At 69.1% G+C, this 12823-nt stretch carries 11 protein-coding genes; 7 read left to right on the forward strand and 4 right to left on the reverse strand.

Annotated features, from left to right (window positions below):
- Positions 1–29: 29 nt before the first annotated feature.
- The 4 genes from ACFWFP_RS04140 to ACFWFP_RS04155 all read right to left on the reverse strand — a co-directional run bounded on the left by ACFWFP_RS04140 (position 30) and on the right by ACFWFP_RS04155 (position 3483).
- Entirely contained in the window at positions 30–314 is a 285-nt protein-coding gene (locus ACFWFP_RS04140; protein WP_379293032.1) for a GlsB/YeaQ/YmgE family stress response membrane protein, read from the reverse strand.
- 177 nt (positions 315–491) lie between these two features.
- Positions 492–1022: a hypothetical protein gene (locus ACFWFP_RS04145; RefSeq protein ID WP_379293033.1), complete on the reverse strand. Its 531-nt coding sequence runs from the start codon at positions 1020–1022 to the stop codon at positions 492–494.
- 95 nt (positions 1023–1117) lie between these two features.
- The gene (locus ACFWFP_RS04150; RefSeq protein WP_379293034.1) at positions 1118–2821 is read right to left on the reverse strand and encodes an amidohydrolase; all 1704 of its coding nucleotides are present in this window, start codon (positions 2819–2821) and stop codon (positions 1118–1120) included.
- Positions 2822–2985: 164 nt separating this feature from the next.
- Positions 2986–3483: a MarR family winged helix-turn-helix transcriptional regulator gene (locus ACFWFP_RS04155; RefSeq protein WP_379293035.1), complete on the reverse strand. Its 498-nt coding sequence runs from the start codon at positions 3481–3483 to the stop codon at positions 2986–2988.
- Positions 3484–3573: 90 nt separating this feature from the next.
- Between ACFWFP_RS04155 and ACFWFP_RS04160 the strand changes: the two genes are divergently transcribed.
- The 7 genes from ACFWFP_RS04160 (at position 3574) to ACFWFP_RS04190 (ending at position 12809) form a co-directional block, all read left to right on the forward strand.
- Positions 3574–5679, forward strand: coding sequence for an MMPL family transporter (locus tag ACFWFP_RS04160; protein WP_379293036.1), 2106 nt, complete (start codon positions 3574–3576; stop codon positions 5677–5679).
- A gap of 57 nt (positions 5680–5736) precedes the next feature.
- Positions 5737–6180: a DUF5990 family protein gene (locus ACFWFP_RS04165; RefSeq protein WP_379293037.1), complete on the forward strand. Its 444-nt coding sequence runs from the start codon at positions 5737–5739 to the stop codon at positions 6178–6180.
- A gap of 63 nt (positions 6181–6243) precedes the next feature.
- Positions 6244–6837: a hypothetical protein gene (locus ACFWFP_RS04170; protein ID WP_379293038.1), complete on the forward strand. Its 594-nt coding sequence runs from the start codon at positions 6244–6246 to the stop codon at positions 6835–6837.
- 210 nt (positions 6838–7047) lie between these two features.
- The gene (locus ACFWFP_RS04175) at positions 7048–8466 is read left to right on the forward strand and encodes a glyceraldehyde-3-phosphate dehydrogenase (RefSeq protein ID WP_379293758.1); all 1419 of its coding nucleotides are present in this window, start codon (positions 7048–7050) and stop codon (positions 8464–8466) included.
- Positions 8467–8742: 276 nt separating this feature from the next.
- The gene (locus ACFWFP_RS04180; RefSeq protein ID WP_379293039.1) at positions 8743–10110 is read left to right on the forward strand and encodes a hypothetical protein; all 1368 of its coding nucleotides are present in this window, start codon (positions 8743–8745) and stop codon (positions 10108–10110) included.
- Positions 10111–10341: 231 nt separating this feature from the next.
- On the forward strand, positions 10342–11589 hold the full coding sequence (locus tag ACFWFP_RS04185; protein ID WP_379293040.1) for an AAA family ATPase: 1248 nt from the start codon (positions 10342–10344) through the stop codon (positions 11587–11589).
- A complete protein-coding gene (locus tag ACFWFP_RS04190) occupies positions 11586–12809 on the forward strand; it encodes a VWA-like domain-containing protein (RefSeq protein WP_379293041.1) in 1224 nt (407 codons plus the stop codon). The genes ACFWFP_RS04185 and ACFWFP_RS04190 overlap by 4 nt, the downstream gene beginning before the upstream one ends.
- Positions 12810–12823 lie beyond the last annotated feature (14 nt).

Here is a 12823-nt window from a genome sequence, read left to right on the forward strand (position 1 = left end):
ATCGACGGACGAGCGCCGACGTGTTCGGCTCAGGCCACGGGTGGGTGTTTGCGGGCGCCCATCGACTCGGCCGCGAACAGCAGCACCACCGCGGCGATGACCGCGAGGACGAAGCCCCAGAAGTTGAGCTCGGTGATGGAGCCGACCCCGATGAGACTGGCGATCACGCCCGCGATCAGCGCCGCCGCCATGCCGAGCACCAGGGTCATGCCCATGCTGATGTTCTCCTTACCCGGTTTGAGCATTCTGGCGAGCACGCCGACCACCGCGCCGATGATCAAGAATCCACAGATCTGAACAATCGCGTTCCACATCGCTCGAACCTCCACGTTGTGTCGATGGCCGGGGAGTGCCGGCTATGTTCGATCATTTCTCCCCTTCGCCCGCAGAACCAGTGTCGTGTCCTCGGCGTTGTCGAAGCGTGTCCGCGCCGACGCCGGATCACACCGTCGCCATCGATGCGGTTGCGGCCGTCCCTGGGTGAGTCGGACTCAGAACTGAGGGTCTACCCGGCACTCGCTCGCGGACCGGTCGCTCGGAGCGCTGCCGTCGCCCTGCTCGAAACGCCACTGGGTGATCGGACCCGCGGGTTGCCAGCGCAGGCCGCGGTTGTCCGGCACGGCTTCGTAGACGGCGTCACGCCCGCTGACGAGCTGTTCACCCACGCAGTAGTCGTTGTATCTCGTGCCCGGCTGGACCGCCCCGGCGCTGAAGCGGCCGGTGGGCTCGGCGGCGGCGCCCGGATTGGCGACAGTGCTCGTCCGATGCGTCGATACCCCGCGATCCCAGTGCGCGTCCCCGGCTCGCGATCGGCCGCAGGTGAAGGTCCAGCCACCGGCGACGACGGTGGCTTCCTGCGAGTACGGGGTGCCCGCCCACAAGCAGCTGACGGCGGTCTCCGCGGACGCGGTGCCCGTCGAGAGTCCGAGCAGGCCCGCTACCGTGACGGCCGATGCCAGCGCGGCGATACCGCGACGCCGTCGAGCGGTTCCTGAATTATCTTGATTGCCAACGGTTTCCATCCTTCGATGCTCCCGTCGGGACGGGGTCGGGCACATCCGGTGCCGACCCGGAGCTTCAGCTCAGGGATTCCCCTCGGTCGATGGCGGGTCCAGGTTCAGCAGCACCGTCCGAGCTGCGGGTTCGGGCTCGGGGTGGTGCCGCTGGTCGGCACCGCGGCCAGGAACGCGTCGAGGTCGATCCGCCGACCACCCACCCATGTGCCATTGACCCGGACCGTCTCACCCAGGGTCGCCGGGTCGGCCTCGTAGGGGTCACCGGACAACTCGACGAAGTCGGCCAGCTTGCCTACCTCGATGGACCCGATCAGGTGGTCGCGGCGCAGGGTGCGGGCGGCGTCGATCGTCTGCGCGCGGATCGCGGCATGAAGCGGAATCGCCTGATCGGCGCCGTGCACGATGCCGGCGCGGGTGCGCCGGGAGGTGACGGTCTGGATGTTGACCAGCGGTGACGGTGGCGACACCGGCCCGTCGTTGTGCAGGGACACACACGCGCCCGAGGCCAGTGCGTCGGCGGTGGGCTGCCATCGGCTGCCGTGTTCGTGGTCGAAGATCGCGCCGTCGAGCAGATCACCCCAGAAGTAGTACTGAAATGGTGACAGTGACACGTGCACGCCCAGCCGGGCGGCGCGGTCCATCTGCGCGCGGGTGGCTCCGCCCAGGTGCTCGATCCGCCACCGGTGATCGGTGCCGGTCAGGCCGTGGCGCTGCAACGCCGCCTCGTAGGCGTCCAGGGCCAACTCGACGGCGAGATCGCCGTTGGAGTGGAACGACATCTGCCAGCCCGCGGGTGCGGCTCTGTCCAGAATCTCGTCCAGTTGCGATCGGGTGTAGTTGAGTGAGCCGGTGCCGCCCGCGGTCGCCGGGTCGATACCGGCGCGTCGAGTCGCCTCGGTCTCGAGATAGGGAAACGACGTCGCCGCACTGCCCACCCACACCGCACCGTCGGTCCAGAGTTTGACCCCGGCCTTGCGCAGCATCTCGTCACCGGCGGCGAAGGTGTCGGGCTCGGCGTAGGTGCCGGTGGTCGACATCTCCCACAGGTTGACCCGCAGCGGGCACGACGCAGTGGCGGCCAGTGTTTCGTAGTCGTGCTTGGTCTGCGGGTCGTAGGCCATGTCGGAGGTGGTGGTGTACCCGGCGCGTGACATCGCCGCGAAGAACCCGGCGCCGCTGACGAGGGGGCCGGGCATCTCGGCGATCAACGGAGTCATGACCGCGGTGAGCACCGGCACTTCGAATCCCTGACCGTCGAGCGACCCGTCCGGATTGCGACCGTAGTGACCGCCTTCGGGGTCCGGCGGTGGGTTGCCGGACCAGCCGTAGTGCTCGATGAGCGCGGTGTCGAAGTAGATGCCGTGCGCGGAGTTGTCCAGGACCACGGCCACCCGATCACCGAAGATCGCGTCCAGGTCCGATGCTGTCGGCGCCGCGTGTTCTTGGAGCAGCGCGTCGAATCCGTTGAACACCAACGGCGTCGACGGATCGGTGGCGGCGATGGCCGCTGTGAACACGGCCACCACATCGGCCCAGGTCGGTGCCACCCACGGGGTGATCTGCGCGATGGGTGGTTGGGTGAGGACCCCGCCCAGGAACGGATGCCCGTGCGGCTCGACGAATCCCGGCAGCAACGCCCGCGCGCCGGTATCGATGACGTCGGCGTCCGGGCCCACCGCCGACACGCACTCGGCCAGCGACCCGACCGCGACAATGCGTGATCCCGAGACCGCGACGGCGTCGGCGCGGGGGCGGTCGTCGTCCAGGGTGATCACGGTGCCTGCGGTGAGGATGAATTCCGACACAGCCAACTCCCTCGCTTGTGGTGTTCGAGGCGGAGATGAATTCGGCCGACCGTGGACACCGATTCGCCGGCAGCAAGGGCCGGAAATGCCGTCGACCAGCACAGGCTATTCCGGCAGAGCTACTCGCTGCGGGGGCGACACGCGTATCCGAGCTGTACGCCCGCCTATTCGGCGGCTTGCCCCGGCTCCGGTAGCTCGGCGTAGAACTCGCGCAGTGCGGCGGTGACGCTGATGAGTACGCGGTGCGCGGCCGTCAGGTCGGCGTCGGGCAGGGCGGACAGCGCGGCGCGGGTGCGGGAGCCGAGCGGTCCGAAGAATCCGGCGGCGACCGACATGCCCTGGTCGGTATAGGTCAGGTTGACCCGCCGCCGGTCCGCGGGGTCGGGCGCACGTTCGAGGTGCCCGGATTCGATCATGCGCTCGACGAGGTAGGTGACGGCGGGCGCGGAGACGCCCATCAACTTGCTCAACTGGCCCGCGCTCACCGGTGACCCCTCGGCCTCGGCCGTGGCGACGTGCATCAGGGCCCGAAAATCGTTCGGGCGCAGGTCGTTGGTTCGCGCGAAGACGTGACCGATCTGTTCGGAGATCGCGGTCAGCGCGCGGAGATCCCGGGCGATATCGGTCTCCAGCTCTGCCCGGTCGGCGGTGTCGTCAGCCACGCGCGGCCTCCTCTCTGTCCGACAGGGAGCTTAGCCGCCGCAACCACCGGCATTGCCAAGTAGTTAAGTTTCTGAAATAGTTTCGGCGTGATGCGAGTGAGCGACGGAAACGGTTGGGACCGGTTCGCCGGGCTGGTCACCGGTCGGCGATCGTGGGCGGTACTGCTCGCTGTCGTCGCGGCCGCCATGGCGGTGATGGCGCTGGCGGGGAGCAACGACAGCGCGGGCCAGGCCCCGGTGTCGTTGCCGCGATCGGCGGAATCGTCGTCGGCCGCCGAGGCCGCGGCACAGTTTCCCGATGCGGGAACCGCCGCTGCGATCCTGGTGGCCACCCGCGTCGACGGCGACCCGCTGACACCGGTCGATCTCGCGGCACTGGACGCGGCGCTCGCTCGCGCGGGCGATCCGCCGGCCGACGGTGCCCGGGTGGTCCTGGCTCCTGACGGGCGGGCCGCGCTCGCCCAGATTCCGGTGTCCGCGCAGCTCAACGGCTTCGCGCTCACCGATCGGATCGGCGAACTGCGCGCTGCCGTCACCACCGACCTCCCCGATACGCTGCGCGTGCAGATCACCGGCGGACCGGCATTCGGCGCCGACATCGCCGACTCCTTCTCCGGCGCGAACGCCCTGCTGCTGATCGTCACCGCGATCGTGGTGATGGCCTTGCTGATTGTCACCTATCGCTCGCCGGTGTTGTGGCTGGTGCCGTTGACGGTGGTCGGGCTCGCCGACCGCGTCGCCACCAGCGTCGGCACGCTGCTGGCCGAGCTCACCGGACTCACCTTCGACGGTTCGACCTCCGGCATCACCAGCGTGCTGGTGTTCGGGGCGGGAACGAACTACGCGCTGCTGTTGGTGTCGCGGTATCGCGACGAACTGCATCGCCACACCGATCACCGGGTGGCGTTGCGCGCCGCGGTGCGCCATGCCGCGCCCGCCATCGTGGCCAGCAATGTCACCGTGGTCCTGGCCCTGCTGACGCTGTTGCTCGCGCTGCTGCCCAACACCCGCAGCCTCGGCGCGTTCGCCGCCGCCGGACTCGTGGTGGCGCTGATCTTCGTGCTCGCCGCGTTGCCGCCGGCGCTGGCACTGTGTGGACGGCGGGTCTTCTGGCCGTTCGTGCCGAAGGCGGACGGTCGCGATGCGGCCGAGCAGGGCGTCTGGGCGGTCGTCGCGCAGCGGGTGGTGCGACGCCCCGCCGTCGTGGCCGGGGCGGCTTCGGCGGTGCTGATCGTCTTCGCGACCGGGCTCGCGACCACCGACATCGGGCTTTCGCAGACCGAGCAGTTCCGCGTCGAGGCCGAGTCCGTCGACGGGCTGGACACGATGGCCCGACATTTCCCGTCCGGTTCGTCGGATCCCGCCGTGGTGATCGCGCGCAGCGACACCACCGCCCAGATCCAGTCGGCACTCGACGGCGTGCAGGGCATTTCGCGCGCCACCGCGACCGGTACAACCGCCGGCGGTGCGACACGGTGGTCGGTCGTGCTGGACGCGCCGCCCGGCTCGGCGGAGGCGTTCACCACCATCGAGGCGATCAGGACGGCGGTCGGCCAGGTCCCCGGCGCGCAGGCCCTCGTCGGCGGTACGGATGCCGAAGCACTCGATATCCGCGACGCCGCGCGCCGTGACCAGGCGCTGGTCATTCCGCTGATCCTCGCCGTCGTGCTGCTGGTGTTGCTGGCGCTGCTGCGCGCGGTGCCCGCCGCCGTGCTGCTGGTCGGCGTCACGGTGCTCAGCGCGCTCGCGGCGCTCGGTGCGGGCAGCTGGATCAGCGGCACGATCTTCGGCTTCCCCGCACTGGACACGAATGTGCCGCTGTTCGGCTTCCTGTTCCTGGTCGCGCTCGGTGTGGACTACACGATCTTCCTGGTCACCAGGGCGCGTGAGGAAGCGGGCGCGCACGGCACCACCCAGGGAATGGTGCGCGCGGTCGCCTCGACCGGGGCCGTGATCACCAGCGCCGGTGTGGTCCTGGCCGCGGTGTTCTGTGTGCTCGGGGTGCTGCCGTTGATCACCCTGACCCAGTTGGGCATCGTGGTCGGGATCGGCATCCTGCTGGACACGTTCGTGGTGCGCACGCTGGTTGTCCCCGCACTGTTCGCGCTGCTGGGCGACAAGGTGTGGTGGCCGTCAGTACCCGCGAAAGCCGAAGCGGCGCAGCCTGCTACGGCCGAAACGGTGGCCGCGGACTGAGCCGCGCGGTTCACAGCCGCGCTCGCTGACCATCGGTCGGTGCGGGAGAATCGCTGGATGCGCATCCGAATCGTGGGGACACACCTGCCGGGGTCGTCTTGCCGGCCGCCGGGAATCGAGACGGCGTACTCGAACATCCATGTGGGCGTGCAGCGCAAAGATCGGCCACAGGAGCTGCTCGATCTCCAGCGCGGTGACGCGGAAACCGTCACGTGGACTGTGGAGTGCAGTGTCGACGGCACCGGCATTCGCGGGCCCTACATCCAGGGCAGGCCGGGGGAGCGGTTCCTCTACCTGAGCTGGGTCACCGTCGACGACGCCGCGACGCTCACCATGTTCCGGCGCGCCAAGCTGATGCTCGCCGACGTCCCCGCGGAGATCCTGACCGCCGCTACGGAATCGGGAATGCTCGAGGCGCGGCTCGGTCTCACCGACGCGACGGGAAATCCCCTGTGCGCCAGAGTGAAACCCTCGCTGATCCGCTGGACTGCCGCGACCTGACCACGGTGGCGGCGGCGTCGACAGGCCACGGACTGTGTCGGTCGTCGGTGGCAGGATGCGGGGGTGGGTGATTTCTTCGAACGGATCGTCGATCTCGAGGTGTCCGCAGCGGACGCGGGCGCGTCGGCGGAGCGGATGCTCGACTGGATGGTGTCGCGGCGATGGCTTCTTCGGGAGACGTCGAGTCACGCGATGTACAGCCTCGATGTCGACGAGGGGTACGTGGCGGGACCCGCGTGGGCGGAGATCGCCCAGAATTGGGGCGCCGATTGGATCCCGGCGCCGGTCGCCGTGGTGATCGGCAGGAACGCCCACTATCCAGGGCAGGGCGCTGTCGAACCGTCCGCCGCGACCTGTCCGCGGTGCGAGGCGACCACCGTGATCATCGACTACCCGCAGGCATGGGAAGCCGATCCCGTGGTGTGGCAACCCTTTTCGGATGCGATCGACTCCTGGAAGGAGACAGGCGAAGGTGCGGTCACCTGCGTCAGCTGCGCTGCGGCGAGCCCGATCACCAGCTGGCGCTGGGGCGATGACTTCGCCCTCGGCGCCCTCGCCTTCGACTTCTGGGGCTGGCCACCCCTGACCGACGAGTTCGTCGCCGAGTTCACCACCCGGCTCGGCCACCGCATCGAGCACCACACCGGCAAGTTCTGAATCGCGTTCGGTGTCGCGCGTCACAGCTGTCCGATCCCACGCACTCCGGTCAGCACAGTGCGCACGATCTCACCGGTGGGGAGTGGCCCTCGGTGAAAATTCGGGCCTCACTAGCCTTGATGCAGCGGAAACATCGATGAACCCAGAGGACGTGTGTTGACTACCGAACAACTTGATCGCTGGAACGCCCAGGAAGCTGCGGCGGAGGCGATGATTCCCATCATCGGGACGCTGTACCGCAGCAAGGGTGTGACGATTCTGCTGCACAGCCGGTCGCTGGTGAACAAGTCGGTGATCAGCATCCTGCGCACGCACCGGTTCGCGCGGCAGATCGGCGGCGAAGAGCTGTCGGTGGACGAGACCCTGCCGTTCCTGCAGGCGATCAGCCGGCTGGATCTGGGGCCGTGCAAGATCGACCTCGGTCAGCTCGTGATGGCATTTCACGCCGACGCGCGCGGCCTGTCGATCGAGGAGTTCACCACCGCGGTGCTGGCCGAGGTGAGCGACGGCAACAAGGCCGTGTCGCAGGGGCCGCGCGATGTGGTGCTCTACGGGTTCGGCCGGATCGGACGGCTGGTCACCCGGCTGCTGATCGAGAAGGCCGGGTCGGGCAACGGGCTGAGCCTGCGCGCGGTGGTGGTGCGCAAGGGCGGCGACGACGACCTGGCCAAGCGGGCGTCGCTGCTGCGCCGCGACTCGGTGCACGGGCACTTCAACGGCACGATCAAGGTCGACACCGACAACGACACGATCACCGCGAACGGCAACGTCATCAAGTTCATCTACAGCGATGACCCGACGACGATCGACTACACCGCCTACGGCATCGACAACGCGATCCTGATCGACAACACCGGTCGCTGGCGTGACCGCGACGGCCTGGCGCAGCACCTGCGCCCCGGGATCGCGAAGGTCGTGCTCACCGCGCCCGGCAAGGGTGACGTGCCCAACATCGTGCACGGCGTCAACCACCGCGACCTGGACCTGTCGCAGCAGATCTTCTCCTGCGCCTCCTGCACGACCAACGCGATCGTGCCGCCGCTCAAGGCCATGGACGACGAATTCGGCATCGTGCGTGGACACGTGGAGACGGTGCACTCGTTCACCAACGACCAGAACCTGCTGGACAACTACCACAAGGCCGACCGTCGTGGTCGCTCCGCGCCGTTCAACCTGGTGCTCACCGAGACCGGCGCCGCCTCGGCCGTCGCGAAGGCGATGCCGGACTTCAAGGCCAAGATCACCGGCAACTCGATCCGCGTTCCCACCCCGGACGTCTCCGTCGCGATCCTGAACCTGCAGCTGAAGCAGGACACGACCAAGGAAGACGTGCTCGCGTACCTGCGTCAGGTGTCGCTCGCGGGCCCGTTGAGCCGCAACCTCGACTACACCGCCGCCACCGACGCGGTCTCGAGCGACTTCATCGGCTCGCGCGCGGCCTCGATCATCGACGCCAACGCCACCATCGTCGAGGGCGACACCGCCATCCTCTACGTCTGGTACGACAACGAGTTCGGCTACTCGTGCCAGGTGGTGCGGACCGTGCAGTACATCTCGGGCATCGAATACCCGACCTACCCGCAGCTCGGCGCGCAGACCGAGGCGCGCGAACTGACCGACGCGCGATAGCTCCGGCGAGGCGGGCATCCGGTCGCTGACCGGGGCCCGCCTCGTCGAGGCCGGTAGCCGACCGCGCGACCCGAGCGCACCGCTTGTCGGGCCGCGCGATGTTGTGCATACTGGCCACATGACATCCAGTCGAAAGGGCGTCCTGCGCCCGGGCCGTTGAGCCCCACGCCGGTCATCGCACCGGCTTCTCTCCCGCGTGAACGCGGGGACTTCACCGAAAATCCGCAGTTTTGTCGTACGTCCTATGACGATGCGCGCCTTGACCTCTGGCTGCGCGTGCGCGAACTCGCGGTGCCGACCGGGATGATCGAGGTGGCCACCGCGCGGCGGCTCGTCGGCGACTGGTCCGGGGCTTGCGCCGCGGCACACGTCGATCTCGATGTGGATCTGCGGGCGTTGGCGCGGACTCACGGTCGCGGACTCGCCGCTCGAGTGCGGGCGGACCTGCGGTATCTGGCGCCCGACCTGTTGCGCTGGCATCTACCCAGGATCGCGCCGGACGGTCTATTACGACCCGGGCTGACTATGGTGCTGGCTCGCTACGACCTCGGTGGTATCGCGGGAAGTGACCGAACGCAGGGTGGTGCTACGGATTCCGTGCACCTGGTGGCCCGCACGCCACCGGCGTGGGCGGCCGCCGGTCAGCGGATCGGCCTCGCGCTGTGGGACATGGCGAGCCCCGCGACCAGTGCGCGCATGCACCCACACCCCCGGCCCAACAGTCGCTACCGGCTCGACCTGCACCGTCATCTGTGGGATTCGCGCAGAGCGGGCGAGTTGCGAACCCGCTCTGGCGCAGGGCAATTCGCTCATGGGCCCGCTGATCCGATCGCGCAGGTCGGGGGGCTCGACGGCGGCCTTTTCGCCACGGTGTCGCCGGGTTGTGCCGTCGACCGCTGGGCGGACGAGGCGGGGATTCTGCTGCGGTCGCAGGGGCGTCGGTCCGGACTGGTTCTGGTTCGGTGCGGTGCGCGGAAACGGATCGTGTTGGACGTGAACAGGGATGCCCCGCCCGCGGTGCGGATTTCGAGGCAACACCCGCGCGGCGGAATCTCCGCTCTGCCGGTCCTGCCCGATGCGGCGACCTGGGTGCTCCCGGACTCGGAGTTGCTGCGCGCGGGTGTGATCACCACCGATCGCTTGCATCCGATGGTCGCTTCGGCACTCGGTGGCGACGGCGCGCCGGGCGGGGCATCCGGAATCACCGCCGGTCATCGGATCGTGGAGTGCCGGGGCGAACGCCATCGGATCGGGTTGGTGAACGGGGTGCTCGCTGCCTTGGACCACGACCCCGCCGAAATCCGGCGCGAGGAGCTCCTGGCGGCCCTGACCGGAACCCCGATGCCCTGCCTCCGGGCCATCGACCGCTCACTGCGCCAACCGGATTGGCTCGCCGACGTCTGCGACCGCCTCGACCACGGCGATATCGACGGCGCCCTGACCATCGTCGAGGCCAGGCTCGGTGCCGACGCGGTGTTGCGTGACGGGCCACTGCGCGACGCACTCGAAGCCGCTGTACGACAACGGATTACCTACGGCTTGTTCCGGGCGGGCCTGCCCGCACCGGGTCGCGGGCACATCCCACCGGACCGCTACGACCGCAAAGGTCGTCGCGCCCGTCCGAGACGCGCGGTTGTGCACTGAGTTGTCTCCGGGCCATCAGGGTCACGCCTCGTCGCGCTGACGGGCGGACTCGTACGCACCGGCAATGACCGGCTGATCCGCGGGTCGCCGGTTCGACCGGCCGACTCGCGCGTTCGGATCGAACGACCTTCGGACCGCAGCCTTCGCGCTGCGTCGACGGTGCGAGCGCGAGTCGAGCTCTCACACCGACCTCACCCATCGAATTCCTCCGAACCCAAAGGTGATTGACACATGACTGTTCACACTCTCTGCCCGCCGCTCCCGACTCGCGCCGCCGCCACCCAGCTCGATGTCGCGGGCGAACTCCTCGCCCTGCTGAGCGAAGTGAAGACGGAACCGCGCACCAACACACAACTGGAAGCTCTCACCTTGGCCGTGGCCGCCGACCTGCCGGTGCTGCTGTGGGGTGAGCCGGGCATCGGTAAGACCGCTGCCCTGACCCAGCTCGCGCAGTCCCTCGACCTGCCGCTGACCACGGTGATCGCGAGTGTGCACGAGCCGTCGGACTTCTCGGGTCTGCCGATCATCGGCGACGACCCCGCGACCCAGGGTGTACCGATGGCGCCGCCGGACTGGGCGGTTCGGCTCGTGCGGGCCGGGCGCGGCTTGCTGTTTCTCGACGAACTGTCCACCGCACCGCCCGCCGTGCAGGCCGCGCTGCTGCGCGTGGTGCTCGAAAGGCGGGTCGGCGCACTGGAACTGCCGCCGGGTGTGCGCATCGTCGCGGCCGCCAACCCGCGCTCGTCGGCCGCCGACGGCTGGGAGCTGAGCCCGCCGCTGGCCAACCGCTTCGTGCACCTGCAGTGGACCCACGAGCACGACGTCGTCGTCCGCGGCCTCGGCGGCACGTGGCCACGCGCGAGCTTGCCTCGGCTCGCGCCCGAAAGCCTTACGGAAGCTGTCACCTTCGCCCGTCGTGCGGTGTGCACCCTGCTCGCGGCGCGGCCCAAGCTGGTGCATCAGATGCCCACCACCGAAACCCGGCGCGGCGGTGCCTGGGCGTCTCCGCGGAGCTGGGAGATGACCGTGCGGCTGATCGCCTTCGCCACCGCGGCCGACGCGAGTCGTGATGTGCTGTCGCAGCTGATCCGCGGCACCGTCGGTGACGGCCCCGGTTTCGAACTGCTGACCAGCATCGATCGGATGGACCTGCCAGACCCGGAAGCGCTGCTGGCCGATCCTGTCGCCGCTGAACTGCCCACCCGGGGCGACTTGCGCCAGGCCGTTCTCGACGGTGTGGTGGCCGCGGTTCGCAAACAACCGGAGCAGTCCCGGTGGGACGCGGCTTGGTCGTTACTGGTGAAAGCCGTGGAAACTGGAGCGCCCGACCTGGTTGTCGTCCCCGCGACCACTCTGGCCACGCTGCGCCGCGACAACTGGCAGGTGCCCGCGGCGATCGAACAACTCGCCGGGGTGGTGTCGGTGTCGCAGAGTGCCGATCGCGCCGCGGCCCGCGTTGCCGTCAAGGCGGGCCGATGACAGCGGCCACCGCTGGCCTGGATTTCGGCAAGCTGTATGCCGCACGGCTGCACGCGGTTTCGGCCCGCCCCTATCTGGCGACCGCGCTGTACGCGCTGCACATCGTCGAGTCGCCGAGGGCGCCGACGATGGGCGTGGACAAACACTGGCGGTGCTACGTCTCGCCACGATTCGTCGATTACACACCGGTGGAAGAACTGGCGTCGATCCTGGTGCACGAGGTGTCGCACCTGCTGCGAGACCATCACGCACGCAGCGACCGCTACGCCCACGCCCACGACCTGACCGGTCCGGGGGAGCGGCTGCGCATGAACATCGCCGCGGACGCCGAGATCAACGATGACGCGTTCGGTGACGGGCTGGTCTGGCCCGAGGGCGCCGTGCTGCCCAGCACATTGGGGCTGGACCCGGGGCAACTCATGGAGGACTACCTGGGCCAGTTCCGCCTCGGGAGGCTGACCGAAGACATGGCGTGGCTCGACTGCGGCAGCGGCGCGGACGGATCGGACCGCGAATGGGAGCTGGGACCCGACGGCGCCGACGGTCTCAGCGAACAGCAGCGCGACGGCGTCCGATTCCTCGTGGCGCAGGCCATCATCGGGCGTCCGGGCGACGCGCCGCAGGGATGGCGACGCTGGGCGAAGCAGGCCCTGCATCCCCCACAACCATGGCGGGACCTGCTCGGGGCGGCTCTGCGCGCGGCCGCCTCGGCGCCCGGCGTCGGCGAGGACTACACCTACCGGCGCCCCGCCCGCCGCTCGACCGCGCTCCCCGGCATCGTGCTGCCGAGTCTGCGCCGCACCCCACCCAAAGTCAGTGTGGTCATCGATACCTCGGGTTCGGTCAGCGACGACGAACTGGGCAGCGCCCTGCTCGAAGTCGCCGCCATCATCCGCGCCGTCGGCGGCCGCCGCGACCTGGTCACTGTGTTCTCCTGCGACGCGGCGGCCAGAATCGCCCACCCGCTGTGCCAGGCCGAGGGCATGACGCTGATCGGCGGTGGCGGCACCGACCTGCGCACCGGTTTCACCGAAGCCCTGCGCACCCGCCCGGACGTACTCGTCGCCCTGACCGACGGCCAAACTCCCTGGCCCTCCCACCAACCGGCCTGCCGCACCGTCGTCGGTCTCTTCCGCCGGGAGCGCGCATGGCGTCACGACGACCCGGACTACGTCCCGGACAGTCCACCCGCCTGGGCACGGGTGGTCGACATCGGCTGAGAAGAGTCGTTCAC

It is taken from the genome of Nocardia sp. NPDC060249 (genome assembly GCF_042728755.1).
Classification (GTDB): Bacteria; Actinomycetota; Actinomycetes; order Mycobacteriales; family Mycobacteriaceae; genus Nocardia.

Excerpts from the sequence above, each read along its gene's own strand:
- ACFWFP_RS04140 (WP_379293032.1), bottom strand. The coding sequence starts at position 314 with ATGTGGAACGCGATTGTTCAGATCTGTGGATTCTTGATCATCGGCGCG.
- ACFWFP_RS04145 (WP_379293033.1), bottom strand. The coding sequence starts at position 1,022 with ATGGAAACCGTTGGCAATCAAGATAATTCAGGAACCGCTCGACGGCGT.
- ACFWFP_RS04160 (WP_379293036.1), top strand. The coding sequence starts at position 3,574 with ATGCGAGTGAGCGACGGAAACGGTTGGGACCGGTTCGCCGGGCTGGTC.
- ACFWFP_RS04165 (WP_379293037.1), top strand. The coding sequence starts at position 5,737 with ATGCGCATCCGAATCGTGGGGACACACCTGCCGGGGTCGTCTTGCCGG.
- ACFWFP_RS04175 (WP_379293758.1), top strand. The coding sequence starts at position 7,048 with ATGATTCCCATCATCGGGACGCTGTACCGCAGCAAGGGTGTGACGATT.
- ACFWFP_RS04185 (WP_379293040.1), top strand. The coding sequence starts at position 10,342 with ATGACTGTTCACACTCTCTGCCCGCCGCTCCCGACTCGCGCCGCCGCC.
- ACFWFP_RS04190 (WP_379293041.1), top strand. The coding sequence starts at position 11,586 with ATGACAGCGGCCACCGCTGGCCTGGATTTCGGCAAGCTGTATGCCGCA.